Raw genomic sequence first — 25794 nt, 5'->3', positions numbered from 1 at the left:
CCCATCATCAGCCTCGCGCAAGCAACAGCCTCCATTGTAACTGCAACCTACCAAAGGAGCCCAATTCATGAGCCTGTATGGTGTTATGCGCACCGGCGTTTCCGGGATGAACGCGCAGTCCAACAAGCTGTCGACAGTTTCGGACAACATCGCGAACGTCAACACCACCGGCTACAAGCGGGCTTCGACCGAGTTCTCCTCGCTGATCCTGAAGAGCGGTTCGGGCAATTACGATTCCGGCGCGGTCGAGACCACGGTCCGCTACGCCATCAGCGATGCGGGCAATTACCAGTTCACGACCTCGGCGACGGACCTCGCGGTCCAGGGCAACGGCTTCTTCGTCGTGCAGGATCCGAACGGCAACAATTTCCTGACGCGCGCCGGCGCGTTCGTGCCCGACAGCACGGGCAATCTCGTCAACTCCGCCGGCTTCCAGCTGATGGGCTACAACATCGCGAACGGCGGCACGCCCACCGTCGCCGCCAATGGCTTCGGTGGTCTCCAGGTCATCAACGTCAACCAATTGGCGCTGCAGGCCGCGCCATCGACCAAGGCAAGTGTCGCCGCCAATCTGGATCCGAGCGCTGCGATCATCGCGGGCCCGCCCGGTCCCGGTGCCTATACCTCGAAGACTTCGGTCGTCACCTACGACAACATCGGCAACGCCGTGACCGTCGACGTCTATGCCGCGAAGACCGCCGCGAATACCTGGCAGATCCAGCTCTACGATTCCTCGACAGGTACCGCGCTCGCGGGTGGTCTCAACACCTTCACCTTCGACGTCACCGCAGTGGGCAAGGGCAAGCTCGCCGCCGCAAGCCCGACATCGCTGACCGTGACCATCCCCGGCGGCTCGTCCTTCAACATGGACCTGTCGGCCATGACCCAGGTCGCCTCCAGCTTCGACTTCAAGGCGACGGTCGATGGCAACGCTCCATCGGCGGTCGAGAAGGTGAACATTGACGACAAGGGCGTGGTCACGGCTGTCCTGAAGAATGGCACCGAGCTGCCGAGCTTTCAGATCGCGCTCGCGACCGTTCCGAGCCCCGACCATTTGACGCCCGAAGTCGGCAACGTCTACTCGCCGAACCTGGATTCCGGAAACGTGCAGGTCGGCCTCGCCGGCCAGGGCGGGCTCGGTACGATCCAGTCGGGTGCGCTGGAAGATTCCAACGTCGACCTCGCGGACGAGTTGACCTCGATGATCGAGGCGCAGCGAGGTTTCACCGCGAACTCGAAATCATTCCAGACCGGCGCCGATCTGCTGGACGTGGTCGTCAACCTGAAGCGCTGATTTCTTCAGCGCTCGTTCCCGGCAAGAGCAGATCATGAACCTTACCGCCGCTCTCGAATCCGCCCGCTCCTCGCTGATGGCGTCGGGCATCCAGTCGTCGGTCATCTCGCGCAACATCGCCGGTGCCAGCTCCACCGGCTATTCGCGCAAGATTGCCGTGCTGGACAACCTCCCGGGAACCGGTGTCTACGTGGCGGCGATCCAGCGCGCCGCCAGCTCGGGTCTCTACACCAACGTGCTGACCGCGACCTCGTCGTCGGCCAAGCAGAGCGCGATCCTTGACGGTCTCCAGAAGATCGCAGCTGCCACGGTGGACGATCCGGAGCTCGACCAGTCGCCGACGGCGCAACTCAATGCGCTGAAGAAGGCGCTCCAGCAATATGCCAACGCCCCGGACAACACCACGCTGGCGCAGGCGGCGGTGGCGTCGGCCAAGGACATGGCGACCACGCTCAACCAGGCAACCCAGACCGTGCAGTCTGTCCGGGAGGGCGCGGATGCCGACATGAATACGTCGGTTCAAAACATCAATCGGTTGCTCTCCCAATTCCAGACCGTGAACACCGCAATCGTGAAGGGGACGATCTCCGGCGACGACATCACCGACTACCTCGACCAGCGCGACAGCATCGTCTCGCAGCTGTCGCAGGAGCTCGGCGTCACAATGTCGACCCGTCCCAACGGAGACGCGGCGCTCTATACCGACAGCGGCGCCGTCCTGTTCGACAAGTTGGCGCGCACGGTGAGTTTCGCGCCGACCAACGCTTATACGGCCGGTACCACCGGCAATGCGGTCTATGTCGACGGCGTGCCGGTGACCGGCGCCAATTCTGTGATGCCGCTGAAATCAGGCAAGCTCGCAGGCCTCGCTCAGCTGCGTGACCAGGACACAGTCACCTATCAGAGTCAGCTCGACGAAATCGCGCGCGGCCTGATCGATACCTTCAAGGAGAGTGATCAGTCCGGCGCGGCGCTGCCCGACGTTCCCGGTCTCTTCACTTATCCCGGTTCGCCGGCGATGCCGGCGAGCGCCACCGTCTCGGTGGGACTCGCTGGCACGATTTCGGTTGCTGCATCGGTCGATCCGGCCCAGGGTGGCAATCCTAACCTGCTGCGCGACGGTGCGATCAGCGGCAACGTCGCATACCAATACAATACTGCCGGCAACGGCGGGTACTCGGCCCGGCTGCAGCAGCTCATCGGCGGCATGGATGCGTCGCAGCCGTTCGATGCAACCGCGCAAGGAAAGCCGAACGGCAGCTTGATCGATTTCGCGTCGTCCTCGACGAGCTGGATCGAAAACCAGCGCAAGACCGCCGACTCCAACGTCACCTACCAGAAAACGCTGCTCGACCGCAGCACCGCGGCGCTGTCGAACGTCAGCGGCGTCAACATGGACGACGAGATGTCGTTGATGCTTCAGGTCGAACGCACCTATTCGGCTTCGTCGAAGATCATCTCGACCGTCGACGAAATGCTGCAGAGCCTGCTGGCCGCCGTGGGAAATTAAGTGATGATGAGCGCGAACTACATCTCGACCTTGATGCTGTCTTCGTCGTTGAGGTCCTCGATCACGAACAATCAGGCCGCGCTGGCCAAGGCCTCGAAGGAAGCCACCACCGGCCGCTTCGCCGATGTCGGCCTCGAGCTTGGCGCCACGACGGGAAGCGACGTCAGCCTGCGGGCGGACCTGAGCTTCGCCGATCAACTCGTCGATACCAACGGGCTGGTCTCGGGACGCCTGGACATAACGCAGAGCCGGATCACCCAGCTTGGTTCGACCGCAACGGACTTCCTCAAGGACCTTATCGCGGCTCGCAGTACCGACGGCGGCGGGCGGATCATCCTGCCGCCTGCGTCCTCCAACCTCCAGGATTTGATTGGCGCGCTGAACGTATCCTATAACGGCTCGTCTCTGTTCTCGGGCATCAACACGCAGAACACGCCGATCACGGCCTACACCGCGGGCTCCGCGAGCAAGAACCAGGTCGACGCCGACTTCCTTGCGACCTTCGGCTTCTCGCAATCATCGCCCAGCGTGAGCAGCATCACCCCGGCTCAGATGCAGACCTTCCTGGACACCACCTTCGATGCGGAGTTCGCGAGCCCGGCCTGGAACACCAATTGGTCGTCGGCGACCGACCAGGTCATGCAAAGCCGTATCTCCACGACCGAGATCGCTGATACCTCCGTCAGCGCCAATCAGCCAGGCTTCCGCAAGCTCGCCGAGGCCTACACCATGATGGCGGATCTCGGAAACGCCAGCCTGGATCAAGCGACGTTCCAGGTCGTCGTGGACAAGGCCATCGGCCTTGTCGGAAACGCCATCAGTGACCTTGCGACCCTCGGCGGCAACATCGGTACGGTCCAGCAACGGATCACCTCCGCAACCGACAAGCTCAAGACGCAGCAGGATATTCTGAACAATCAGATCGTCGGTATAGAGAAGGTCGATCCGACGGAAGCATCGGTCCGGGTCAACACCTTGCAGACGCAGATCCAGACGGCGCTTGCGCTCACCTCGCAGCTCCAGAAGATCAGCCTCATCAACTATCTCTGAGTCCAGCTCCTTCGTAAGGTTCGTAACCCTTGTCTTGTTGTTCGGTCTCCTGCGCAGAGTTGTCCTGATGACGTTTGAAGCCTATGAAGCGGTCGTCGACGAGAGCGGCTATGAGGCGCGGGGCCGCGAGCGGCAGGCGCTCAGCCTCGGCATCGACCGGCTCGAGCGGATCCAGAAGGACCGCTTCAGCCTCGAGGATCTGGTCGAGAGCCTACTCTATGTGCGGCGGCTGTGGACGATCTTCATCGAGGATCTCGCGCATCCGGAAAACGGGCTTCCGGAAAAGCTGCGCGCGGACATCATCTCGATCGGCCTGTGGGTCGTCAAGGAAGCCGACCGCCTTCGCGAAGAAAGGTCGAATGACGTGATGCAGCTCATCGAAATCAACCGCCTGATCCGAGACGCTCTTTGATGAAAATATCCTTGCGCGCGGGCGAACGGGTCTACATCAACGGCGCGGTGCTGCGCGTGGACCGCAAGGTCTCCGTCGAGCTCGTCAACGACGTGATGTTCCTGCTCGAAGGGCAGATCATGCAGGCCTCCGACGCCACCACGGCGCTGCGGCAGCTCTATTTCATCGTCCAGCTCATGCTGATGAATCCGACCGACGTCCGGGACGCTGCAGCTCTTTACGGGCAGCATCACGCGGCCCTGCTCGCCGTGTGCGAGAGCCAGGAGATGCTGGTCGGGCTTGGCGCGGTCGACGACCTGGTCGGGGCCAGCCGTTACTTCGAGGCGCTCAAGCGGATCCGGGCACTGTTTCCGGTGGAGCAGGCCATCCTGGCCGGCGCCAAGATCGATTCCCCATTCGAGGCTGCCTGACAGCGGAGAGATACATGAACGTCACCAGCGCGACCGATAGCACCAGCAAGTCGTCCAGTTCGACGACGTCGACGTCGAGCACCGGCGTCGACTACAACACGTTTCTTCGGCTCCTCATTGCGGAGATGAAGAATCAGGATCCGACCAATCCGATGGATACCTCCCAATACATGAGCCAGTTTGCGCAGCTTTCGTCGGTCGAGCAGGCAATGCAGACCAATAACAAGCTCGACGCTCTGCTGTCTTCGCAGTCGCTGTCGCAGGCCAATGGGTTGATCGGAAAGACCGTGAGCTTCACGGACTCGACCGGCGCGAGCTTCAGCGGCAAGGTCGCTTCGGTTTCCATCAACAGCGACGGCTCCGTCGCGACACTCGAGAACGGTACGAAAGTCGCGATCGGTCCCGGTCTCACGATCAGCCAGTCATGAACGAACGGGATGCTCTCGACATCGTCCAGGCGGCGATCTGGACCATCATCGTTGCCTCCGGGCCTGCCGTCGGTGCCGCGATGCTGGTCGGCACTATCATCGCGCTGATCCAGGCGTTGACCCAGATCCAGGAGGTGACGCTGACCTTCGTTCCGAAGATCATCGTCATTCTCGTGGTCGTCGCCGTCTCCGGCTCCTTCATCGGAGCCCATCTCTCCACCTTCACCGAGATGGTCTATTCGCACATCGAGCGCGGCTTCTGATCCGGACTGTCCTGGTCACTCTGCCACCCTGCCACCACCCCCGCGTAAGCTTTGCACGGCAGATTACGGGCCGGATCCTCTGCCGGTGACCCATGGCCGATACGTTAGCTGCTAGCCTGCCGACCCCGCGACGATTGGGCGCCGATGCCTTTTTCGCAGGCGGCATCGTGGCCATGCTCACGATCCTGTTCCTGCCGATACCGCCAATCCTGATCGATCTCGGTCTCGCATTCTCGATCGCGCTGTCGGCGCTGATCCTGATGGTCGCGCTGTGGATCCAGCGGCCGCTCGATTTCTCGGCATTCCCGACCGTGCTCCTGATCGCGACAATCCTGCGGCTTGCGCTCAACGTCGCAACGACCCGTCTCATCCTGTCGCGCGGTGGGGAGGGGGAAAACGCTGCGGGCCATGTCGTTGCCGGTTTCTCGAAGTTCGTCATGGGTGGTGATTTCGTCATCGGCCTGATCATCTTCGCCATTCTGGTCACGGTGAACTTCGTCGTGATCACCAAGGGCGCAACGCGTATCGCCGAAGTCGGCGCCCGTTTCACTCTGGATGCCATCCCCGGCAAGCAGATGGCGATCGACGCGGATCTGTCCGCGGGCCTGATCGACGACAAGGAAGCCCAGCGCCGGCGCCGCGAGCTGGAAGAGGAGAGCGCGTTTTTCGGCGCCATGGACGGTGCCTCGAAATTCGTCCGCGGCGACGCCGTCGCCGGTTTGATCATCACCGCGATCAACATTTTCGGCGGTATCATCATCGGCGTGACGCATCACGGGTTGACGCTGGCACGGGCCGCCGACGTCTACACCAAGCTCTCCGTGGGCGACGGTCTGGTAACGCAGATGCCGGCGCTGATCGTGTCGCTGTCGGCGGGCCTGCTCGTCTCGAAGGGCGGCACCAGGGGTTCGGCCGAGCAGGCGGTGTTGCGGCAGCTCGGCGGCTATCCGCGCGCGGTGTCGGCCGCCGCGCTGATGATGTTCGTGCTCGCCTTGATGCCGGGGCTGCCGACGGCGCCCTTCCTGCTGCTCGGCGGCGTCATGGCTTTCGTCGGATACTCGCTGCCGAGGCGGCAGGCAGCCCTGAAGCAGAAGGAAGATGCGCGCAAGGCCGACGAACGCGCCCAGGTCGATGCCAAGGAATCCGTCAAGGAATCGCTCAAGACGGCGGAGATCGAGCTGGCGCTCGGCGGCCACCTCTCGGTCCACCTGCTGGGCTCGCGCCACGAGCTGGCGCACCGCGTGGCGAAGATCCGCAAGAAGTTCGCCAAGCAGTACGGCTTCGTGGTTCCCGAGATCAAGCTCACCGACAATTTGTCGATCGATCCCAAAGGATACCAGATCCGGATCCACGACACCCGCGTCGCGCAGGGCGAGCTCCGGCTCGGCGAAGTGCTGGTGCTGGTCGACAAGGACGGCAAGCCCGACGTGCCAGGCGAAGAGGTGATCGAGCCGGCCTTCGGCATGAAGGCGTTGTGGGTGACGGACGCGTTCACCGACGAGGTCAAGCGTCAGGGCTGCAAGCCGGTCGACAATCTGTCGGTGCTGCTCACGCATCTGAGCGAAGTGATCAGGGCCAACCTCGCCCAGCTGCTGTCCTACAAGGACATGCGCGGCCTGCTCGACCAGCTCGATCCCGAATACAAGCGCCTGGTCGAGGATCTCTGCCCGTCGCAGATATCGTATTCGGGGCTGCTGGCGATCCTGAAGATCCTGCTGGCCGAGCGCGTGTCGATCCGCAACCTCCATCTGATCCTCGAAGCCATCGCCGAAATCGCGCCCCATGTGCGGCGCTCCGAGCAGGTGGCAGAACATGTGCGTACACGTCTTGCCCAGCAGATTTGCGGCGATCTCTCCGACAATGGCGTGCTCAACGTCGTCCGTCTCGGCAACCGTTGGGATCTCGCGTTCCACCAGAGCCTGAAGCGCGACGCCAAGGGCGACGTCGTCGAATTCGACGCCGACCCGCGCCTGATCGAGCAGTTTGCGACCGAAGCCAGCGCCGCGATCCGCAAGTTCACCGAGAACGGCACCAGCGTGGTGCTGGCGGTGACCCCGGAAGCGCGTCCCTACGTCCGGATGATCCTGGAGCGGGTCTTTCCGACACTGCCGATCCTGTCGCATGTCGAAGTCGCGCGCAGCACCGAGATCAGGGCGCTTGGAGCCATATCGTGATCAGCGGCCTCACCGACAGCGTGCTGGTGACGTTCATCGTGTTCTGCCGCATCGGTGCCTGCCTGATGCTGGTGCCCGGCTATTCCAGCGTCAACGTTCCGGCCCAGGTCCGATTGTTCGTCGCGCTCGTCACGACGTTTGCGCTGACGCCGATCCTGATTGCTGTCCTGAAGCCTCTCACGGACAACGCGGCGCCGCTGACGCTCGTGCTGCTGATCTGCTCCGAGCTCGTGGTCGGCAGCGTCATCGGGCTCGGCGGTCGCGTGTTCTTCCTCGCACTCCAGACCATGGCCACCATGATGGCCAGTGCGATCGGGCTGAGCAACATCCCGGGGACGCCGGTGGGCGACACCGATCCGGCGCCGGCCCTGGTGCCGCTGATCATGACGGCCGTCACCACGCTGTTCTTCATGACCGACCAGCACTGGCAGGTCCTGCGCGGGCTGATGAACTCCTACGACGTCTGGCATCCCGGCGACCGGCTCGGCGGCAGCATGCCGCTCGACCAGCTCGTGGGCCGGTTGTCGGAGGCATTCGTGCTGACGCTGCGGATCGCCAGTCCTTTCATCGTCTATTCGGTCGTCGTCAACCTGGCGGTCGGGCTGATCAACAAACTGACGCCGGCGATTCCTGTCTATTTCATCTCGGTGCCCTTCGTGCTGTTCGGCGGATTCCTGCTGCTCTACCTCACCAGCGACGAGCTCTTGACGCAATTCATGCTTGGCGTCTCGTCCTGGCTGGCGGAGTGATCGGTCATGACGTCGCGCGCGGACAAGCTCGGCCGGATGGTTTCGCTCGTGAAGCTCCAGCTCCGGCTGTCAGAATGGCAGCTCGCGCATCTGCGGCAGCAGGAGCGCAGCTTGCAGGACGAGCAGGAATGGCTGGTCGGAACTCTCAACGAGGGGAAGCCGCCGGCGGGATCATCGAGCGAATCGATCGCGCGGCGCCTGACCAGAACCAGCCTCGGCGCGCGCGCGATTCAGGCGCAGGCCTCGCAGCAGCTCGACCAGGTTCGCGCGGAGAGCCGCCGTGTGAAGCAGTTCGAGCAGGTCGCGAAGGCGGCGCTCGCGGACAAGCTTCGCGACGCCGAGAAGCGATCGCTCGAGGAGATGACGGGAACAAGCCTCACCGTGCGCGAGTGGACGCCACGGCTAGCCAACCGGAACAAGACATGATCGTGACAGCGACGCCCGACCTCGTTCTCGACGTCCTCGACGCAGCCGATCCCGTGACGCAGCGCGCGGCCGCCGCGAAGCTCGATGCGCTGAAATCATCGGACACGGATTTCGCCGCCACGATGGACACGGAGGTCGGCAAGGCGAAGGCCAAGGCGGCTGCTGCCGATCAATCCGCGACGAAGATTTCGGAACCGCAGTCGGGTGCGGTGAACGGGGCGCCGGTGCAGGTGATCAAAGCGCCGGCATCCGGCGAGGTGTACCGCAAGTTCGAAGCCTTCATCCTCCAGACCTTCGTCGAGACGATGCTGCCGAAGGAGTCGGAGGAGGTCTTTGGCAAGGGCACGGCCGGCGGTGTCTGGAAGTCGATGCTGGCGGAGCAACTTGGTGCTCAGCTGGCAAAGGGCAAGGGCATTGGCATTGCCAAGCAGCTCGCTGCCGCGCATCCGGCGGGACCGGACGCTACGGGCAAGGCCGGATGACGATCCGGCAATGGATGACAGAAGTTGAAGGATGAATTTCCTATGCAGGCACAAGAAGGCGCGGCGGCCATGGTAATGGAACAGCCGGCCGTGGACACCGAGGCGATGACGACGGCAGCCGTGTCGGGCGATGCGCTGCTGCCCGTGCTGCTGTCGAATGTCGGCGGCGAGGTCGCGAACGACGGCGCGGACGCGGCGAGATCGGACGAGGTGCGCGGCCTGCTGGCTGCGATTCGCCGGCTCGCAAGCATCGTCGAAGAGGAGACGGCCGCGCTCGCGACGGGCAAGAAGATCGACTTCGACGAGTTCAGCGCCCGGAAGAGCCGGAGCATGCTGGAATTCGTCCGCCTGATGCGGGCACGAATGCATCTCGGCGGCGAGGTCGAGATCACCGAGGAGATCCAGCGGCTGCGCGAGAAGCTCGAGCGTAACCGTTCCATCCTCGAAATGCATTACGATGCGGTGCGCGAGGTCGCGACCATCATTGTCAAGGCTATCAAGGACGCCGAGTCGGACGGCACCTATACCGGCCGCGCAGCGCAGGACGGAAAATGATCAGACTCGTGCTGGCCGGGCTCTGGGTATGCATCCTCACCGCGGGAACGAGCTATGCCGTGGCCTATTGGAAGGAAAATGGCAGCCTGCTGCCTGCAAAGGACGAATATCTCGAGGGGCTGCAGTACCAGAAGACGCGGGCGCTGAGCGTGCCGATGGTCGAGAGTGGCAACGTGCAGGGCTACATCGTCGCGCGCTTCGTCTACACCGTGGAGGCGCGGACCATGCACCAGCTCAACGTGCCGCCCGAGCCGTTCGTCGTCGATGAAGCCTTCCGCAGGATCTATGCGGACGATCGCCTCGATTTCAGAAAACTCGCCCGTTACGACCTCTCCATCCTCACGACGGCCATCAAGCAGCGTGTCAACGAGCGAATGCAGGCCGAAGTCGTCCAGGACGTCCTTGTCGAGGACTTCAATTACGTGTCGAAGGAAGAATTCCAGCAGAAGCCCTAGGGCATTATCGGTTCTGATCGAATCAGAAGCGAAGCTCTAGAACCTAGTTTGGACGCGTGCCGCAGCGTCGGTACTGCCGCGCCTCTGTTCGCCATTGACGTCGCTGAAACTACAACGGCCTCTGCGAAGGAAGTTCGCAGGGGCCGTTGTCGGTTTCGTGGCAGCGCCCTGCCGATCAGTTTCCGGCCGGATACGCCGCCGGAGCGGCATGCGTCCTGTTCAGCAGGATGCCGACCTCATCGAGCTCCTGCATCGGCACGTCGATGGTTTCGCCGGCCGGGATGTCGAGCCGGTATCCGACGTAGCGCCGGGCCACGATCGCATCGAAGCCGAGGCGATCGCGGAGTTTCTTGCGCAGCTTGCTGACGTGGCTCTCGATTACGCTCTCGTCGAATGTCGCTTCGAAGATGCCGTAGACCGCGTTGAATATCTGCGTCTTGGTGACCCACTTGCCGTGGTTGCTGACCATATATTCGAGAATGCGCAGTTCGCGGCGGGGCAGGGTGAGGGCGTGGCCGGCGACCTCGGGGTCACGTCCGTTGAAGAAGACCTGGATCCTGGTCTCGCAGGGCCTCGGCAGTTCCCCGACCCGGCGGCGCGCAATTGCGGCCGTTCGGGCGAGGATCTCCCGGAGGTGAATCGGCACGTAGACGACGTCATCGACGCCCGATTCGAACAGCTCCAGCGTGTTCTTGAGCATCTTCTGGCCGCTCATGGCGATGATCGGCGCCGAGGAGCGCTTGCGCATCGCCCGCGGCAGGCTTCCGCGGGTGTCGCAATCCCCGAGGAGGAAGGCGTCCACCGCGGCCAAATCCGGTTCACTCGCAGATTGCAGCCAGTCCCAGAATTCTCCGGAGGAGAAGCCGATCGACGATACACCTTCGCGAACGAGCCCTCCGACATAGCTGTTCGTGACGCTCTCGCGATCATCAACGATAATATACATCAGTTTGTCGCCCCTGTTTCGCACTTGTTACGGCCGGTTGGTTGTTGTGATGCCCGGCTCGGCAACTGTGCTGTTTGACGATATTCCTTCCCGCGAACCGTTATTATGGTTTCGATATTCGCGGGCAGCCCTACGCATTCAGTGCCTGCGTCTCGCAGGCCTGCTACTTCGACTCGATACTGAACGCTTACTGCGTGAGGCTCGGCGGGTGTCTTGCGGATCACCTCGCGGAGCGGATTGAGAAAGCGACCTAGAACAGTTGCGCCAAGTTGCTCATTGCATCCGAACGCTACTGCACTGTGTCGATCTCCTCGCCAACTGGCGAGAATCACTTGAGTAGGACCGTAACAATTGCCGATTTCCGATCAAGCGTGCGCAACTAAGCGTTTGCTACACGTGCTTGATGCTGTTGATTCGGTTCGAGTTGTTTCTTTGTATATTCGATCGCATCAGTTGATTTGGAATTCGAACTAGTTTTGCACCCTGGCGGTTCTAAAGTTCCGCATCCCCGTATGATTACAGCTATTTTGGGTAATGCTGCGCATCATGCATATTGAGGGATTTTCAACCCCGGATTGACTCTCGTCATCGTGTTTCCACGTGCGACAATTCGACTCATGTATGGCGAGGCGACTCCAGCTTGGCGAAATCTTGGCAAGGGTGTGTCTTTCGAGTCGCACTCTCGCCACGTGCATGACGCTTTTGACTCATGTGACGTCGCATCGCGCGTGATGAAAAGTTTTCGATCCGCACGTTTCAGGCAAGCTTCGGCAAATAACGTCACCGTTCGACAGATCGAACCGAACGGAGCATTCTCGCATGTTGTCCGATGGACAAGCTCGTCCCAACGCAACCGCCGATGCTTCCGTAACGGCGAAGCCGGCTACAGATGCGCGCGATCCCAGGGACAATGCGGCGCCGACCGCCAAGCCTTTTGCAAATACCCAGCCTTTTGCAAATACCAAGCCTTTTGCAAATACTAAGCCTACTGCAAATACCAAGCCTGCTGCGAATACCAAGCCTGCGTCGGCAGCAGCTAGCGATGAAACTCTGGCGAAAGAGGCGCTCGAGGGCCTGAAGCGTATTCGCGCCAAGGCGCGCCTCGACAAGATGGCAATCCCCAAGCCTACGCCCACCGTGATCAAGCCGGCCGTGATCGTGGCCAAGCCGCCGCCGCCGCGTCCGACATGGGTCGTGCCGCTCGCGACATTGGCGGTCGCTGCGGTCCTGGTCGTCTGCGCCTGCACCGGCGTGATCGCCTATCTCACCACGCAGCCCGCCCAGAGCAACGTCGCCGCCAATACTGAGATCAGGAATCTGCGCGAGACGGTGGCGCAACTGCGCAGGCAGGTGTCGGGCGTGTCCGATAATCTCGACGGTCTGCGCACCGCGGTCGATCAATCGAGCAAGGCGACCAATGACCGTTTTGGCCGTTTTGGCGAAAATCTGGATCGCATCGAACGGGTGAGCTCGTCCTCTACGGTGAAGCTCGACAAGCTTGCCCAGGCGCAGGCCCAGGCTCCGGCGCCCGTGGCTTCACAGCCAATGATGGCCTCGGCCGCTACGCCCGAGATCACGGGATCGGTAGCTCCGGCCGAGCGCATTTCGGCGCCGCGCAAGACGGTCAAGGGCTGGTCGGTCCGCCAGGCCTACGAAGGGATTGCGATCCTGCAAGGCCCGAACGGCGTCATCGAGGCGGTGCTGGGACAGCAGGTGCCCGGCCTTGGCCGCATCGAGGAGATCAGAAACGAGAACGGACGTCTGGTGGTCGAGTCCAGCGGGGGCGTCATCTATTCGTCACGCAAGGCAACGCCCTGATCGAGGGCCGCCTTCTATTTGCGGTGATGCTCGAAGCTGGTACATAGCAGATCGACCTCCGCCTCCGCGATCGGCGCCCGAAACAGGCGGCAGCTGAACTCGGCCGTCGTCCTGCTGTCCGTGGTGGTGCGATCTTCGCGGAGGAAGATGCATCGCTTGCAGACGTCGGTATGGTGCCGCTGTTCGGCTGCGTCCGACTGATCCAGCACGTGGCGGAGCGCGTCGCGGAAGCTGACTTTCGCCTCGTCCTCGAGCACGGCGATGGACTCGACGAGGACATTGACGGGGTCGCGCACCAGGAACTTCCTGCCCTGTTGTGTCACGCTCAGCATCACCGACCGCTTGTCCTGGGCCGAGCGCTTTCGCTCGAGATATCCGAGCCGCTCCAGCTCCCCGATGATGAACGAGGCGGTGCCACGCGTGGTGCCGATGTAACTCGCGAGCGCCGACGGCGTCCGGGAAAACCGGTTGGCGCGAAAAAGGAAACGCAGCGCCATCCACTCGCGATCGCGCAAGCCGTGCTTGGCGCCTTCGAACCACAGGATACGGGCGACCTGTTCCAGCAGTTCAATCGATTCGCGAGCCAAGTTCATTTCGATTCCAGGTCGGTAAATCTTAATTCAATTGAGCTTTGGTAGCGCAATCCGGGCGGCTGATAATGAAGCTCCCTGAGAGAGGCGGAACCTTCGGCCGTGGAACTAGAGCGTCACGAAGAAAGTTCGAGTAAATCGCCCGGCTCAACTCTTCTGAAAATTTCAGTCAAATGGACGCGGTGTACGCGCAAATTCCGCTAGCGCGGGATGTGCGTGCAACATAATGTGTCGCTGCGACCATCGCGGAGCCCATTTGTTGCGTGAACCGCTTTGGATTGCGCGAGCAGGCCGATGGGCCGCAACTCGTGGCAGCGCAAATGGGGACGAGCGAACCGCTATTTTCGGTTAATGGATGTTGCGCCGCAATGCGGCCAAGCGGTTAAATCGAAATAGGATCGAGCCGGAAATGCCAGTGTGTAGTCCGTGATCGAGCAAGTGAAGCCGTTCAGCGTCAAGCGCGCAGCATTGGCCGCCACCGTCGGCAACATGCTCGAATTCTACGACTTCACCACCTACAGCATCTTCGCCATCCAGATCGGCCATACCTCTTCCCGACGGGAAGCGAGTACGGCAGCCCGATGCCGTCGCTGGCGACCTTCGGCGCCGGCTTCGTGACGCGGCCGATCGGCGGAATCGTGCTCGGGATCTATTCCGACCGGATTGGCCTGCCATGCTGCTGAGCTTCGCACTCATGGGGCTATCGATCCTGACCATCGCGCTCACACCGTCCTATCAATCGATCGGCCTTGCAGCGCCCGTCATCGTGATCGCGGCGCGTATGGCGCAAGGCTTCGCCAGTGAAACAGCATCAGATCAAGACCTGAAAACAAGGCCTGAAAGCGGTGCGCTCGCAGGCTGGTGATTTGCGTTTCGCCGGCAATTATTGGCGAATGCGCCGCCTGAAGGATCAGGCGCGCATCAGGAAGGACGAACCGATGAGTATCGAAACCACCATGACATCCGACGTCGTCGGGCTGACCAAGGTCGCCCCGGTCTCGCGCCGCGGATTCATGAGCGCGACCGCGGCGGTCGCGGCCGGCTACACGCTTGCGGCAGGGCCCGTGCGCGCCGAGGCGATCACCACTGATACCGGCGGCCTCCAGATCAGCGACGTCAAGATCAAAGTCGGCTCCGAGGAGATGCCTGCATATTTCGCCCGCCCCGCCGGCAACACCAAGGCGCCGGTGATCATCGTGGCGATGGAGATTTTCGGCCTGCACGAATACATCAAGGACGTGACGCGGCGCCTCGCCAAGCTCGGCGCCTTCGCGATCGCGCCGGACTATTACTTTCGCAAGGGCGTCGATTTGACCAAGATCTCCGAGATCAAGGACCTGCTGCCGATCGTCAATGCCAAGCCGGACGCGGAGCTGCTGTCCGATCTCGATGCGACGGTGGCGTGGGCGGGATCGCAAGGCGGCGACACCGCGAAGCTCGGCATCGTCGGCTTCTGCCGCGGCGGACGCACCGTCTGGGAGTATGCCGCTCAAAGCGGCGGCCTCAAGGCTGGTGTTGCATTCTACGGCACCGTCGTCGATCCCGCCAATCCGCTGTGGCCGAAGAGCCCGATGCAGCTCGCGCCCGAGATGAAGGCACCGGTGCTCGGCCTCTATGGCGGCGCCGATACCGGCATTCCCGTCACTCAGGTCGAGCAGATGAAAGCCGCGCTCGAGCAAAACAAGAAGCCGGCCGGGTTCAAGATCTATCCGGAAGCGCCGCACGGCTTCCATGCCGACTACCGCGGCAGCTACCGCAAGGACGCCGCAGAAGATGCCTGGAAGCAGGCCCAGGCCTGGTTCAAGAAGTATGGCGTGTTGAGCTGACGCTGATTTTAAAAGGGCGGCCCGAGTGGCCGCCCTTTCTATTTCAAGGCGTCGACCTCACTTCACCATCGCGCCATAGACGATGTCCTGGACCTGTTCGCGATAATATTTGCGTAGCTCGCCCGGCGCCGCCGTTCCGACCACAACGACAAGACGCTCCTTGGGATCGCAGAAGAACTGCGTCCCGTAGGCGCCGTTCCAGGTGAACTCGCCGGGATTGCCGGGGACCGACGACAATCCTTCGCTGGTGCGGACCGCTACTGCGAGGCCAAAGCCGAAGCCGGCGCGATGCGGTTCGATGTTCGCCACGTTGTTCTTGATCTCGGGGCCGAGATGATTGGTCGTCATGTGATGCACGGTCTTGGGGCCGAGGATGCGCTGGCCATCGAGCTCGCCGCCGTTGAGCAGCATCTGTCCGAAGCGGATGTAGTCGCCGACGGTGGCGAACGAGCAGGCGCCGCCGCAGTCGAATTTTGTCGGCGTGTCCAAAAGCTTGATGGGTTGCGGCTTTCCGGTCAGCGGATCGTTGGCGAACGGGCGGGCGAGGCGAGGGCGCTGTGCGTCGGTCGGATGGAAGGTCGCGTCCTTCATGCCGAGTGGCTGCCAGACATTGGCGGCGAGATAGTCGCCGAGCTTCTGCTCGCTCACCTTCTCGACGACGGCGCCGAGCACGTCGATCGAGAAGCCGTATTCGAACTCCGTCGAGGGCTGATGCGCCAGCGGCAGCTTTGTCATCCGATCGATGAAGGCCTGGGTGTCGCCCTCGATCGCCGGTGCGACACCGTCGGGATATTGCCGCGCCACCGGGCTCGATGAGGCCGGGCGGCCGCCATACATCAATCCGGACGTATGGCGGTACAGGTCGTGAATGAAGATCGGTGACGCCTGCGGTTCGAGTTTCAAAGAACCGTCGCCCTGCTGAAGGCCGACTTTCATGTCGGCAAAGCCGGGATAGTAGTCGGACAGCTTGGCCTGAAGCGGCAGCTTGCCCTGTTCCAACAACGTCAGGCCCGCGACCGCCGCCATCGGCTTGGTCATCGAGGCCAATGCGAAGATCGCGTCAACAGGCATCGGCGTGCCCTTGTCCGGATCGAGCATGCCATAGGCCTTGTAGTGCACGAGCTTGCCGTCCCGCGCCACCGCCACGACGGCGCCGGGCACGCGCTTGGCGGCGATCTCACGCGCGAAGAAATTGTCGAGCCGTGCAAGGCCTTGTTTCGAGAAGCCGGCCTCGTCTGGGCTGGCTTCGGGCAGCGGCGCGGCGCGCGCTGCACCGAGTGTGATGACGGCAGCCGCCGCGACCATGGCGATCGTCTTCATTGGATCCTCCCAAGCGCGGGCTCGTTTTGCAGTGGCCCGCTCGGTGGTTAGATCACGACCGTACCGGAGCGAAGTCAAGCGCGAGCAGGGCATGTCTGGGACGCCGGGAATGCCGGAACGCTATCGTCCCTCTCCCGCGTGCCACAACGTATCCAGGGCGTGGCGGTAGGTCGGATACGCAAGCGTGACGCCGAGCTCGCGCTTCATTTTCGCGTTGGAAACACGAGCGCTGCTGGCATAGAAGCTGCGGGCCATCGCCGACATCTCGGCGGTCTCGAACGCCTCTTCGGGCGGCGGTGCAACATTCATCAGCTTCGCCGCGTACGCAATCACATCCTGCGGTGGTGCGGGCTCGTCGTCGCAGACGTTCCAGATGCCGCCGCTCGGGTGACGAACCGCGGCTATGATCGCGTTCGCGATGTCGTCGACGTGGATGCGGTTGAACACCTGTCCCGGCTTGATGATGCGCCGGACCGTTCCAGCGCGCAGCGTCACCAGCGCGTTACGGCCGGGGCCATAGATACCCGCAAGCCGCAGGATCGCGGCATCGCCACCGGTCGTGTCCGTCCATGCCTGTTCCGCCGCGAGCCGCATGCGCGTGCGGTCGAGGTCGGCCTTCGGCGGCGTGCTCTCGTCGACCCAGCCGCCGGCATGGTCACCGTATACGCCGATGGTGGAGAGATAGATGATCCTGAGGTGGCGGTCCGCTGCCAGCACGTCCGAGAAGGTCGCGATGGCAGGATCGCCGGCGCTGCCGGGCGGGATCGAGATGAGAAGGACGTCGGCGTCGCTGATACGTTCGACCGTCTCGCGTGCCGGACTGCCGCCGGAGAAGGCGTGCACCTCGATGCCGGCGAGATCGCCCCGCTGCACGGGATCGCGCACCGTGCCGGCGATATGCGAGAAGCGGCCACCGAATAGGCGGACGAAGTGCCGGGCACTGTAGCCGAGGCCAAGGATAAAGAGCCGCATACGTCTTCCTTGCAGGTCGAAGTTCCCGTTCGCGCCGCAGCGCTCCTCCGCTCATAAGAGATTTTTGGGTTCGGCAAAAGATATTGCGATTTGTTCCGCCCGCCTGTGCAGGCGATGCTCGCTCATCGGGAGGAACGCATCGAACATGCAGGCAGAAGCGCCCGCCATCATGCTGTCTGACGCGGTTGAGCTGGTCCGCCGCGCCGCCGCGCTGATCTTCGATGTCGACGGCACCTTGGCCGAGACAGAAGAGCTGCATCGGCAGGCTTTCAACCATGCCTTCGCCCGCCACGGCCTCGACTGGAAGTGGGACCGGGCCGTCTACAAGGACCTGCTGCGGGTCACCGGCGGCAAGGAACGGATCCGCGCCCACCACGAAAGGCTGCCGATCGCGGCGCCATTGTCGGACGTGGACATCGCGGAACTCCATCGCATTAAGACTGCGCGTTATGCCGAACTGGTCGAGACCGGCTGCTGCCCCTTACGGCCCGGGGTGACGGATCTGCTTGCTGCTGCCAAGGCGCGCGGCCAGCGGCTCGCGATCGCGACGACCACGTCGCACGGCAATATCGATGCACTGCTGTCGCAAGCCTTCGGAAAGCGCTGGGCCGCGGATTTTGATGCGATCGTCGCGGGGGATGACGTGCGGCATAAAAAGCCTGCGCCGGACGTCTATTTCGAAATCCTGGCGCGGCTGAAGCTCAACGCGTCCGACTGCGTCGCGATCGAGGATTCCGCCAACGGCCTGATCGCAGCCTCAAGGGCGAACATTCCCGTGCTCATCACCAGAAGCATGTTCTTCCGGGACGACGATTTTAGCCAGGCGCGGGTCGTGCTGGATGATCTGTCCGGGCTCGGGTGAGGCGCCAGAACAAAAAACTGAAAAACAACCCCATGCACAGTAGAATGTGCTTGCGGGCCGGGCGCCCTCAATGGACGCGGTGGCTCGCTCTATCGTCCTCAGCTTGCTCGACAATTTGCGCGATCGGACTCGACTGGTGGCGCACCAGGCGCCAGTCGTCCCCGACGCGCCGAAAATGGTTGGCAGCGGCCAATGCCGTGCCGTCGACGATCTCGATGCAGAGCACGCGCGCGCTATCGCCATCGACAATGGCCTGCGGTTCCGCGCAGACGATCTGCGGGCGTTCCGGACTCTGCAGGATGTCGCGCCAGCTTCCGATCACCGTGGCCCGGCCGATGATGGCCGGCCAGCCGGGATGAATGCAGGAAATGGTGTCATCGTCCGCCCACATCCGCTCCATTTCGTCGAAATCGCCGGTCGAAAAGGCGGCGTAGAACGCTGCGTTCGCGGCGATCACCTTGTTGTCCTTTGCCATGCCTCTCGGGTGGGGCAATGACAGGGAAAAATCAAGCGCGACTTCCGTCGACTTTCCGTTCGATCTGGACCGCAATGCAGCATTGCTGCCCGTTTTGTGGTCACGCTGAGACAAGCGTCTCCACCGCACGCCGCGCGCCATCCTTATAGAGTCGGCCGAGCGCCACGGTCACGGCCTCGCGCAGGCGCGGCTCCGCGCCCAGCGGCCCGAACACTTTTCCGACGCCGAGCAGCGCGGGCGCCAATCGTTCGGCGACGGGACCTGCCTCGCGCGCCAAGCCAGCGAACTCGGCGGCGAGCGGATCACGCACGTCGATGGTGCGGTCCTTCTCGTCGCGGCCGGTGACGTAGCGCATCCAGCCGGCCACCGCGAGCGCATGCGTCGCGATCGGCAGGTTCCTGGCGAGACGATCCTGGATCGCGCCGAGCAGGCGCTGCGGTAGCTTTTGCGAGCCATCCATCGCGATCTGCCAGGTGCGGTGACGCAGTGCCGGATTGGCGAAGCGCTTGAGCAGCGAGGCGCGATAGGCGGCGAGATCGGTGCCCCCGGGCATCGTCAGCGTCACCGCGGCCTCTTCCATCACCTGCGCGGCGAGGCGTGCGAAATGCGGATCCTGCATGGTGTCGGCGATAGTCTCGTAGCCGGCGAGATAGCCGAGATAGGCCAGCGCCGAATGGCTGGCGTTGAGCAGCCGCAGCTTCATCAGCTCGAACGGCTTGACGTCGTTGACGAGCTCGACGCCGGCAGCGGCAAGATCGGGCCGGCCTGCCGTGAAACGGTCCTCGACCACCCATTGCGTGAACGGCTCGGTCATGACGGGCCATGCGTCGCGCAAACCGAGCGCCGATGAAACCGCATCGCGGTCACCATCCGTCGTCTCCGGCACGATGCGGTCGACCATGGTCGAGGGGAAGGCCGCGGTATCCGCGATCCACTTGCCGAGATCCTTCGAGCGCAGCGCGGCGAATTGCGTCACGATCCGCTGCACGGTGTGGCCATTGGCGGCGAGGTTGTCGCAGCTCAGCACAGTGAAGGGCGGGGCGCCCAGGGCCCGCCGGCGCGCCAGCGCTGCAATGATGAAGCCGGGTGCCGAGCGCGGTGCGTCGAAATTGTTGAGGTCGTGCACGACATCAGGATGCCGCTCGTCGAGATCGCCGGTCTGCGGCGTGTGGCAATAGCCTTTCTCGGTGACGGTGAGGGAGACGATGCGAATGGCGGGATCGGCCATTCGCTCGACCAATCGTGCCGGGCTCTCGCGCGCGACCACGCTGTCGAGCAGCGAACCGATGATGCGGTGCTCGGTGCCTTCGGCGGCACGGACGGCGACCGTATAGAGATGATCCTGCGGGGCGAGGGCGTCGCGTGTGTCAGGGCTGCGCAGGCTGGCGCCGACGATGCCCCACGAGGTGGCGCCGGCCGCAAGGCAATCGTCGATGACGACGGCCTGGTGGGCGCGATGAAACGCGCCAAGGCCGAGATGCACGATGCCGGGCGTGACGCGCGAACGATCGTAGGCCGGGCGGCGGATACGTGGTGGCAGCCGGTCGAGATTGGCGCGGCCAAGGCGCGTTGGATCAAGGCGCATGGTCGTCTCTCCCCTTGTTTGGCCGCTGCTTGACATGGCGCCCGTCCTCGGTCAATGCTGCGGTCAATTGGTAAGACCAATTTTCCAAAATTGGCGGGCTGCCTGCAGCGAGAGCTGCCGGCGTGACCCTTTTCGGGAGGACCAGCGTGCCGCTGGAAGCTGTGGAGGCGAGACGGCTTTATCGCCAGGTCGCCGATCAATTGCGAAACCTGATCGACAGCGGCGAGTACGCGGTCGGCAGCCGCTTGCCGACCGAACGCGAGCTCGCCGAGCAACTCAAGATTTCCAGGCCGACGGTGCGTGAAGCCCTGATCGCGCTTGAAGTCGAGGGCCGCCTCCGTATCCGCGTCGGCTCCGGCATTTATGTGATCGAGCCCGCGGCCGTTGCCGCGATCGCGCCTGCTTCCGTCATCGAGGGCCCGTTCGAGCTGCTGCGCGCCCGCGAGTTCCTGGAAAGCGCCATTGCCGAAGAAGCCGCGCGCGTGGCGACGAAGGACGACGTTGCCCGCATCGATGCGTCCCTTGTCGCGATGGAGAATGTAGAACACCCCGGCGAAGCCTCGATGGTCCATGACCGCGCCTTCCACGTCGCGATCGCCGGAAGCCTCGGCAATGCCGTTCTGGTGCGCGTGGTCGGCGAGTTGTTCGACCAGCGCCTCAATCCCTATTTCGCGCAGCTTGCGCATTATTTCGAGAGCCCGGGCACGTGGCGCACTGCGCTCGACGAGCATCGCGCGGTGCGCGACGCGATCACGGCGCATGATCCCGAGGCCGCGCGCGATGCGATGCGCGATCATCTCGCACGATCCCAGGAGCGCTTTGCGCAGAATTTTGGCGCCGAGACCGCGGCAGGATCGTCTTCGGCACGCGGCCGATCGGCAGGCTCGCCGGTAACGCCGGCAAAACCGGAGCGAGCGCTGAAGAAGCGGGCCAAAAGCGGCAGCGCGCGGCGGCGATGAGATTGGGCGGCCCGCGTCCACTTCAGGCGGGCGAACAAGAAGTAGACTTGAAAAATGGAGGAAAAGTCAGTGTTGAAAAAGATGACAATGGTGGTGGCGGTCTCGGCCGCGGCGATGATTGCTACGACTGGCGCCGGCATGGCGCAGACCAAGCTGAAATGGGCCCACGTCTACGAGACCTCGGAGCCCTTCCACACCGCGTCGGTCTGGGCCGCGCAGGAGATCGGCAAGCGCACCAACGGGCGCTATGCGATCGACGTCTATCCGGCGTCGCAGCTCGGCAAGGAAGCCGACATTAACCAGGGCCTCTCGCTCGGCTCGGTCGACATCATCATCTCCGGCTCAAGCTTCGCCGCGAAGAGCTTTCCGCCGATCGGCGTTACCTATTATCCCTACACCTTCCGCGATGCCGATCATCTGCTCGCCTACACCAAGAGCGACATCTTCAAGGAGCTTACCAAGGGTTATGAGGACAAGAGCGGCCACCACATCGTCGCGGTGACCTATTACGGGGTGCGCCAGACTTCGTCGAACAAGCCGATCAAGACCTGTGCCGACCTCAAGGGCCTGAAGATGCGCGTGCCCGACGTTCCCGCCTATCTGGCGATGCCGCGCGCCTGCGGCGCCAACACCGCGCCGATCGCGTTCGCCGAAGTCTATCTCGCGCTCCAGAACGGCACCGTCGAGGCTCAGGAGAACCCGCTGACCACGATCGAGGCCAAGAAGTTCTACGAGGTGCAGAAGCACATCGTGCTGACCGGCCACATCGTCGACCATCTCAACACGGTAGTGGCCGGCGCGCTCTGGAAGAAGCTCAGCGACGAGGACAAGAAGATCTTCACCGACGTCGCGCAGGAGGCCGCCGCCAAGGCGACCGCGGAGATCAAGCAGAACGAGGCCAAGCTGGTCGCCTTCTTCAAGGAGAAGGGCCTGACCGTGACCGAGGTCGACAAGAACGAGTTCCGCGACACCGTGCTGAAGAACGTCGCGTTCGAGACGTTTGGCTATCGCAAGGCCGACTGGGAACGCATTCAGGCGGTGAAGTAACGACGTATCGTCATCCCGGGGCGGTCCGCAGGACCGAACTACGGTGCGCAATCGCGCACCTGAGAATCTCGAAGGTTCCGGGTCTGGTGCTAGCGCACCATCCCGGAACGACGTGATCAGTTTGAGGAGCACACCCATGTCCACCGCCGAAACGCACCGGCAGATCACCGCGGACGAGATCGCCCACACCTTCGAGGAGGAGGCGGCACCCAAGGTCGATCTCGGCATCTACGCTTTCGAGGACTGGGTCGCGCTGGCGATCTTCTGGGTAATGGCGCTCGCCGTCTTCCTCCAGTTCTTTACCCGCTACGTGCTCAACGACAGCTACGCCTGGACCGAGGAGATCGCGACCTACTGCCTGATCGGCGTGGTCTTCATCGGCTCCTCGATGTGCGTGCGGCTGTCGCGGCACATTCAGGTTGACCTGCTCTATCGCTATCTGTCGCACCTCGTGGCGCGGGCGTTGTCGACGGTGATCGACCTGATCCGGATCGCCTTCTTCGGCTACGCCATCAAGCTGGTCTGGGTCTACATCCAGATCATCGGCGACGAATCCATGACCACGATCAATCTTCCCAAGGACTACGTCTACTACGCGGTGCTGCTCGGCTTCGTGCTGATGTTCGTGCGCTCTCTGCAGGTGGCCGTGCAACATTTGCGACAGGGCTATTCGATCCTCGAACGTCCCGGCGCCTACGACGGTTTTGAAGGGTAATCCCATGTTGCTGTTGCTTGGAGGCTTTCTCGTCCTGATGCTGCTCGGCGTACCCGTGGCGATTGCCATGGCGGCGTCGTCGCTGCTCTACATCCTGGTCAGCGGCGTGACTCCCGACGTCACGCTGGCACAGCGCATGATCGCCGGCGTCGAGAGCTTTCCGCTGCTCGCCGTGCCGTTCTTCATCCTGGCCGGCAATCTCATGAACATCGCCGGCGTCACCGGGCGCATCTACAAGTTCGCCGTCGCGCTGGTCGGCTGGATGCGGGGCGGCCTTGGCCATGTCAACATCATCGGCTCGGTGATCTTCTCCGGCATGTCCGGCACCGCTATCGCGGATGCCGCCGGTCTCGGCACCATCGAGATTAAGGCGATGAAGGACCACGGCTACTCGACGGAATTCTCCGTCGGTGTCACCGCGGCGTCGGCGACGCTCGGGCCGATCATCCCGCCGTCGCTGCCTTTCGTGATCTACGGCATGATGGCCAATGTCTCGATCGGCGCGCTGTTTCTGGGGGGTGTCATTCCAGGCGTCGTGCTGACGCTGCTCATGATGGCTACCGTCACCTATTTCGCGCACAAGAACAAATGGGGCAACGATACGCCGTTCTCCTGGCCGCAATTGGGGTCGGCGGGGCTCGAGATCCTCGTCGTACTGAGCTTCCCGATGGCTGTCTGGCTTCTGACGGTCGCCGGTCTCTCCACCAATTGGGCAGTTGGGATTGGTCTGGTCGTGCTGCTCGCGATGGACTGGTACTTCGACTTCTCCGCGGTGATGGCGCTGATGGCGCCGGTCATCCTGATCGGCGGCATGACGCTCGGCTGGTTCACGCCGACGGAAGCGGCGGTCGCCGCCGTGATCTGGTCGCTCTTTCTCGGCCTCGTGCGCTACCGCACCATGACAATGAAGACGGTGGCGAAGGCGACCTTCGACACCATCGAGACCACGGCGTCGGTTCTGTTCATCGTCACGGCCGCCTCGATCTTCGCCTGGCTGCTCACGGTGTCGCAGGCAGCCCAGATGCTGTCGGACTGGATGCTCAGCATCACCCACAACAAATGGGTGTTCCTGGCGCTCGCCAACGTCCTGATCCTGTTCGTCGGCTGCTTTATCGACACCACGGCGGCGATCACCATTCTGGTGCCGATCCTGTTGCCGATCGTGCTCAAGCTCGGCATCGACCCGATCCATTTCGGTCTGATCATGACGCTGAACCTGATGATCGGCCTGTTGCATCCGCCGCTCGGCATGGTGCTGTTCGTGCTCGCGCGCGTCGCAAAGCTCTCGGTCGAGCGCACGACGGTGGCGATCCTGCCCTGGCTGGTGCCGCTGATGCTCGCGCTGCTCGCGATCACCTACATTCCCGAACTGACCCTCTGGCTGCCGAAATACATGGGACTTTCCAAATGACCTCAACTGCTCTCGCCGCAACCCTGTTTGGCCCCGAAGATCTGCGCATGGTCGAGCATCCGCTCGACAAGCTCGCGGAAGGCATGGTGCGCATCCGCTTCGGCGCCGGCGGCATCTGCGGCTCGGACATGCATTATTTCCGTCATGCCCGGACCGGCGATTTCGTGGTGAAGTCGCCGCTGGTGCTCGGCCACGAGATCTCCGGCGGGGTCGTGGAGATCGCGGGCTCCGCAGCGAACCTGAAGGTCGGCGACCGTGTCGCCGTCAACCCGTCGCGCTGGTGCGGCCACTGCGTCGCCTGCCGCCAAGGCCGGCAAAACCTCTGCGAAAATATCTACTTCATGGGCTCGGCCTCGAAGACGCCGCACATGCAGGGAGGCTTTGCCAATTACTTCGACGCAATCCCGGCGCAGTGCGTGAAGATCCCCGATCATGTGTCCTATCAGGCCGCGGCGCTGGCGGAGCCGCTCGCGGTCTGCCTGCACGCGGTGGCGCGTGCCGGCAACATCGAAGGCAAGCGCGGCATCATTTTCGGTGCCGGTCCGATCGGGCTTCTGACCATGCTTGCCGCGCGCCGCGCCGGCATGACAGACATCACAGTGGCCGACATCGCGCCGGCGCCGCTGGCCTTTGCGACCCGGCTCGGCGCCTCACACGTCGAGAATGTCGCAGCCGGCGAGGAAGGCCTGAAGGCGCAGGCCGCGTCGCGCCCCTACGATGTCGCTTTCGAAGTCTCGGGCACGGCTGCAGGCCTTGCCAGTGCGATCGGTATCGTCAGGCGCGGCGGCGTGGTGGTGCAGATCGGCAATTTGCCGGGTGGCCAGATTCCGGTACCGGCCAATGCGGTGATGGCCAAGGAGATCGACCTGCGCGGCTCATTCCGCTTCGGGCTCGAGTTCATGACGGCGGTGGAGCTGATTGCGGACGGCAGCGTCGACGTGCTGTCTCTGGTCACCGCCGAGCGGCCGCTGTCCACCGCGCCGGACGCGCTGCGGCTGGCCCTCGACCGCTCGCAGAGCGTCAAGGTCGTGCTGACCGCGAACTGATCCGGGGAGAATTC

General features: G+C 63.1%; 27 protein-coding genes and 1 pseudogene. 22 read left to right on the top strand and 6 right to left on the bottom strand.

Annotated features, from left to right (window positions below; translation table 11 throughout):
- The first annotated feature begins 67 nt into the window (after nt 1–67).
- The 13 genes from AC0L27_RS23685 to AC0L27_RS23625 all read left to right on the top strand — a co-directional run bounded on the left by AC0L27_RS23685 (nt 68) and on the right by AC0L27_RS23625 (nt 10208).
- Nucleotides 68–1294, top strand: coding sequence for a flagellar hook protein FlgE (locus AC0L27_RS23685; RefSeq protein WP_473320509.1), 1227 nt, complete (start codon nt 68–70; stop codon nt 1292–1294).
- A gap of 34 nt (nt 1295–1328) precedes the next feature.
- On the top strand, nt 1329–2804 hold the full coding sequence (gene flgK, locus AC0L27_RS23680) for a flagellar hook-associated protein FlgK (RefSeq protein WP_275169366.1): 1476 nt from the start codon (nt 1329–1331) through the stop codon (nt 2802–2804).
- 3 nt (nt 2805–2807) lie between these two features.
- A complete protein-coding gene (locus AC0L27_RS23675; RefSeq protein ID WP_275169365.1) occupies nt 2808–3854 on the top strand; it encodes a flagellar hook-associated family protein in 1047 nt (348 codons plus the stop codon).
- Nucleotides 3855–3921: 67 nt separating this feature from the next.
- Nucleotides 3922–4266, top strand: a complete 345-nt coding sequence (flaF, locus tag AC0L27_RS23670; RefSeq protein ID WP_275169364.1) for a flagellar biosynthesis regulator FlaF — start codon at nt 3922–3924, stop codon at nt 4264–4266.
- The gene (flbT, locus tag AC0L27_RS23665; RefSeq protein ID WP_275169363.1) at nt 4266–4676 is read left to right on the top strand and encodes a flagellar biosynthesis repressor FlbT; all 411 of its coding nucleotides are present in this window, start codon (nt 4266–4268) and stop codon (nt 4674–4676) included. The genes flaF and flbT overlap by 1 nt, the downstream gene beginning before the upstream one ends.
- 14 nt (nt 4677–4690) lie before the next feature.
- Nucleotides 4691–5104: a flagellar hook assembly protein FlgD gene (flgD, locus tag AC0L27_RS23660; protein WP_275169362.1), complete on the top strand. Its 414-nt coding sequence runs from the start codon at nt 4691–4693 to the stop codon at nt 5102–5104.
- Nucleotides 5101–5367: a flagellar biosynthesis protein FliQ gene (gene fliQ / locus AC0L27_RS23655; protein WP_018453982.1), complete on the top strand. Its 267-nt coding sequence runs from the start codon at nt 5101–5103 to the stop codon at nt 5365–5367. The genes flgD and fliQ overlap by 4 nt, the downstream gene beginning before the upstream one ends.
- Before the next feature lie 92 nt (nt 5368–5459).
- Entirely contained in the window at nt 5460–7541 is a 2082-nt protein-coding gene (gene flhA, locus AC0L27_RS23650) for a flagellar biosynthesis protein FlhA (RefSeq protein WP_275169361.1), read from the top strand.
- Nucleotides 7538–8290 carry a flagellar biosynthesis protein FliR gene (fliR, locus tag AC0L27_RS23645; protein WP_275169360.1) on the top strand — a complete coding sequence of 251 codons (753 nt, stop codon included), beginning with the start codon at nt 7538–7540 and terminating at the stop codon, nt 8288–8290. The genes flhA and fliR overlap by 4 nt, the downstream gene beginning before the upstream one ends.
- Nucleotides 8291–8296: 6 nt before the next feature.
- Entirely contained in the window at nt 8297–8716 is a 420-nt protein-coding gene (locus AC0L27_RS23640) for a hypothetical protein (protein ID WP_275169359.1), read from the top strand.
- Entirely contained in the window at nt 8713–9198 is a 486-nt protein-coding gene (locus AC0L27_RS23635) for a rod-binding protein (protein ID WP_275169358.1), read from the top strand. Before AC0L27_RS23640 ends, AC0L27_RS23635 begins: the two co-directional genes overlap by 4 nt.
- Before the next feature lie 42 nt (nt 9199–9240).
- Complete coding sequence (locus AC0L27_RS23630; protein WP_275169357.1) at nt 9241–9753, top strand: flagellar biosynthesis protein FlgN; 513 nt, start codon at nt 9241–9243, stop codon at nt 9751–9753.
- Nucleotides 9750–10208, top strand: coding sequence for a hypothetical protein (locus tag AC0L27_RS23625; protein ID WP_007613914.1), 459 nt, complete (start codon nt 9750–9752; stop codon nt 10206–10208). Before AC0L27_RS23630 ends, AC0L27_RS23625 begins: the two co-directional genes overlap by 4 nt.
- A 175-nt stretch (nt 10209–10383) precedes the next feature.
- Here the strand turns inward: AC0L27_RS23625 and AC0L27_RS23620 are convergent, their stop codons facing one another.
- Nucleotides 10384–11154, bottom strand: a complete 771-nt coding sequence (locus tag AC0L27_RS23620; RefSeq protein WP_354256039.1) for a response regulator transcription factor — start codon at nt 11152–11154, stop codon at nt 10384–10386.
- 819 nt (nt 11155–11973) lie between these two features.
- Here AC0L27_RS23620 and AC0L27_RS23615 point away from each other — a divergent pair.
- The gene (locus AC0L27_RS23615; protein WP_275169355.1) at nt 11974–12972 is read left to right on the top strand and encodes a hypothetical protein; all 999 of its coding nucleotides are present in this window, start codon (nt 11974–11976) and stop codon (nt 12970–12972) included.
- Nucleotides 12973–12986: 14 nt separating this feature from the next.
- On the opposite strand, the gene AC0L27_RS23610 is transcribed toward AC0L27_RS23615, so the two are convergent.
- A complete protein-coding gene (locus tag AC0L27_RS23610; RefSeq protein ID WP_275169354.1) occupies nt 12987–13565 on the bottom strand; it encodes a MarR family winged helix-turn-helix transcriptional regulator in 579 nt (192 codons plus the stop codon).
- 486 nt (nt 13566–14051) lie between these two features.
- On the opposite strand from AC0L27_RS23610, the pseudogene AC0L27_RS23605 reads away from it, so the two are divergent.
- Together AC0L27_RS23605 and AC0L27_RS23600 are read left to right on the top strand one after the other, a co-directional pair.
- Nucleotides 14052–14361, top strand: a pseudogene (locus AC0L27_RS23605) (MFS transporter); the annotation flags it as partial.
- Between the two features lie 139 nt (nt 14362–14500).
- Nucleotides 14501–15388, top strand: coding sequence for a dienelactone hydrolase family protein (locus tag AC0L27_RS23600; protein ID WP_275169353.1), 888 nt, complete (start codon nt 14501–14503; stop codon nt 15386–15388).
- A gap of 57 nt (nt 15389–15445) precedes the next feature.
- On the opposite strand, the gene AC0L27_RS23595 is transcribed toward AC0L27_RS23600, so the two are convergent.
- A complete protein-coding gene (locus AC0L27_RS23595) occupies nt 15446–16708 on the bottom strand; it encodes a serine hydrolase domain-containing protein (RefSeq protein WP_354205002.1) in 1263 nt (420 codons plus the stop codon).
- A gap of 120 nt (nt 16709–16828) precedes the next feature.
- Nucleotides 16829–17680 carry an SDR family oxidoreductase gene (locus tag AC0L27_RS23590; RefSeq protein WP_354256045.1) on the bottom strand — a complete coding sequence of 284 codons (852 nt, stop codon included), beginning with the start codon at nt 17678–17680 and terminating at the stop codon, nt 16829–16831.
- Between the two features lie 145 nt (nt 17681–17825).
- Between AC0L27_RS23590 and AC0L27_RS23585 the strand changes: the two genes are divergently transcribed.
- On the top strand, nt 17826–18542 hold the full coding sequence (locus AC0L27_RS23585) for an HAD family hydrolase (protein ID WP_354205513.1): 717 nt from the start codon (nt 17826–17828) through the stop codon (nt 18540–18542).
- Between the two features lie 67 nt (nt 18543–18609).
- Here AC0L27_RS23585 and AC0L27_RS23580 read toward each other — a convergent pair whose 3' ends face one another.
- Nucleotides 18610–19017 (bottom strand): nuclear transport factor 2 family protein, encoded by a 408-nt coding sequence (locus AC0L27_RS23580; RefSeq protein WP_473320521.1) that lies wholly within the window; start codon nt 19015–19017, stop codon nt 18610–18612.
- A gap of 100 nt (nt 19018–19117) precedes the next feature.
- The gene (locus AC0L27_RS23575) at nt 19118–20602 is read right to left on the bottom strand and encodes a mannitol dehydrogenase family protein (RefSeq protein ID WP_354205006.1); all 1485 of its coding nucleotides are present in this window, start codon (nt 20600–20602) and stop codon (nt 19118–19120) included.
- Between the two features lie 146 nt (nt 20603–20748).
- Here AC0L27_RS23575 and AC0L27_RS23570 point away from each other — a divergent pair, with 146 nt between their 5' ends.
- From AC0L27_RS23570 to AC0L27_RS23550, 5 genes are all read left to right on the top strand, one after another.
- Nucleotides 20749–21561: a FadR/GntR family transcriptional regulator gene (locus AC0L27_RS23570; RefSeq protein WP_354060180.1), complete on the top strand. Its 813-nt coding sequence runs from the start codon at nt 20749–20751 to the stop codon at nt 21559–21561.
- An 87-nt stretch (nt 21562–21648) separates the two neighbouring features.
- Nucleotides 21649–22608 (top strand): sialic acid TRAP transporter substrate-binding protein SiaP, encoded by a 960-nt coding sequence (locus AC0L27_RS23565; protein ID WP_354205516.1) that lies wholly within the window; start codon nt 21649–21651, stop codon nt 22606–22608.
- 136 nt (nt 22609–22744) lie between these two features.
- The gene (locus AC0L27_RS23560) at nt 22745–23323 is read left to right on the top strand and encodes a TRAP transporter small permease (RefSeq protein ID WP_473320505.1); all 579 of its coding nucleotides are present in this window, start codon (nt 22745–22747) and stop codon (nt 23321–23323) included.
- A gap of 4 nt (nt 23324–23327) precedes the next feature.
- Nucleotides 23328–24734: a TRAP transporter large permease gene (locus AC0L27_RS23555; RefSeq protein ID WP_354060183.1), complete on the top strand. Its 1407-nt coding sequence runs from the start codon at nt 23328–23330 to the stop codon at nt 24732–24734.
- Nucleotides 24731–25780, top strand: coding sequence for an L-idonate 5-dehydrogenase (locus tag AC0L27_RS23550; RefSeq protein ID WP_354060185.1), 1050 nt, complete (start codon nt 24731–24733; stop codon nt 25778–25780). The genes AC0L27_RS23555 and AC0L27_RS23550 overlap by 4 nt, the downstream gene beginning before the upstream one ends.
- Nucleotides 25781–25794 lie beyond the last annotated feature (14 nt).

The organism is Bradyrhizobium sp. Ken51, from assembly GCF_055807435.1.
The sequence above is the reverse complement of the archived record's forward strand: the minus strand, read 5'-3'. Positions and strand labels throughout refer to the sequence as shown.

Coding starts and splice junctions, on each gene's coding strand:
- AC0L27_RS23685 (WP_473320509.1), top strand. CDS start 68: ATGAGCCTGTATGGTGTTATGCGCACCGGCGTTTCCGGGATGAACGCG.
- flgK (WP_275169366.1), top strand. CDS start 1,329: ATGAACCTTACCGCCGCTCTCGAATCCGCCCGCTCCTCGCTGATGGCG.
- AC0L27_RS23675 (WP_275169365.1), top strand. CDS start 2,808: ATGATGAGCGCGAACTACATCTCGACCTTGATGCTGTCTTCGTCGTTG.
- flaF (WP_275169364.1), top strand. CDS start 3,922: ATGACGTTTGAAGCCTATGAAGCGGTCGTCGACGAGAGCGGCTATGAG.
- flbT (WP_275169363.1), top strand. CDS start 4,266: ATGAAAATATCCTTGCGCGCGGGCGAACGGGTCTACATCAACGGCGCG.
- flgD (WP_275169362.1), top strand. CDS start 4,691: ATGAACGTCACCAGCGCGACCGATAGCACCAGCAAGTCGTCCAGTTCG.
- fliQ (WP_018453982.1), top strand. CDS start 5,101: ATGAACGAACGGGATGCTCTCGACATCGTCCAGGCGGCGATCTGGACC.
- flhA (WP_275169361.1), top strand. CDS start 5,460: ATGGCCGATACGTTAGCTGCTAGCCTGCCGACCCCGCGACGATTGGGC.
- AC0L27_RS23640 (WP_275169359.1), top strand. CDS start 8,297: ATGACGTCGCGCGCGGACAAGCTCGGCCGGATGGTTTCGCTCGTGAAG.
- AC0L27_RS23635 (WP_275169358.1), top strand. CDS start 8,713: ATGATCGTGACAGCGACGCCCGACCTCGTTCTCGACGTCCTCGACGCA.
- AC0L27_RS23630 (WP_275169357.1), top strand. CDS start 9,241: ATGCAGGCACAAGAAGGCGCGGCGGCCATGGTAATGGAACAGCCGGCC.
- AC0L27_RS23625 (WP_007613914.1), top strand. CDS start 9,750: ATGATCAGACTCGTGCTGGCCGGGCTCTGGGTATGCATCCTCACCGCG.
- AC0L27_RS23620 (WP_354256039.1), bottom strand. CDS start 11,154: ATGTATATTATCGTTGATGATCGCGAGAGCGTCACGAACAGCTATGTC.
- AC0L27_RS23615 (WP_275169355.1), top strand. CDS start 11,974: ATGTTGTCCGATGGACAAGCTCGTCCCAACGCAACCGCCGATGCTTCC.
- AC0L27_RS23610 (WP_275169354.1), bottom strand. CDS start 13,565: ATGAACTTGGCTCGCGAATCGATTGAACTGCTGGAACAGGTCGCCCGT.
- AC0L27_RS23600 (WP_275169353.1), top strand. CDS start 14,501: ATGAGTATCGAAACCACCATGACATCCGACGTCGTCGGGCTGACCAAG.
- AC0L27_RS23595 (WP_354205002.1), bottom strand. CDS start 16,708: ATGAAGACGATCGCCATGGTCGCGGCGGCTGCCGTCATCACACTCGGT.
- AC0L27_RS23590 (WP_354256045.1), bottom strand. CDS start 17,680: ATGCGGCTCTTTATCCTTGGCCTCGGCTACAGTGCCCGGCACTTCGTC.
- AC0L27_RS23585 (WP_354205513.1), top strand. CDS start 17,826: ATGCAGGCAGAAGCGCCCGCCATCATGCTGTCTGACGCGGTTGAGCTG.
- AC0L27_RS23580 (WP_473320521.1), bottom strand. CDS start 19,017: ATGGCAAAGGACAACAAGGTGATCGCCGCGAACGCAGCGTTCTACGCC.
- AC0L27_RS23575 (WP_354205006.1), bottom strand. CDS start 20,602: ATGCGCCTTGATCCAACGCGCCTTGGCCGCGCCAATCTCGACCGGCTG.
- AC0L27_RS23565 (WP_354205516.1), top strand. CDS start 21,649: ATGGTGGTGGCGGTCTCGGCCGCGGCGATGATTGCTACGACTGGCGCC.
- AC0L27_RS23560 (WP_473320505.1), top strand. CDS start 22,745: ATGTCCACCGCCGAAACGCACCGGCAGATCACCGCGGACGAGATCGCC.
- AC0L27_RS23555 (WP_354060183.1), top strand. CDS start 23,328: ATGTTGCTGTTGCTTGGAGGCTTTCTCGTCCTGATGCTGCTCGGCGTA.
- AC0L27_RS23550 (WP_354060185.1), top strand. CDS start 24,731: ATGACCTCAACTGCTCTCGCCGCAACCCTGTTTGGCCCCGAAGATCTG.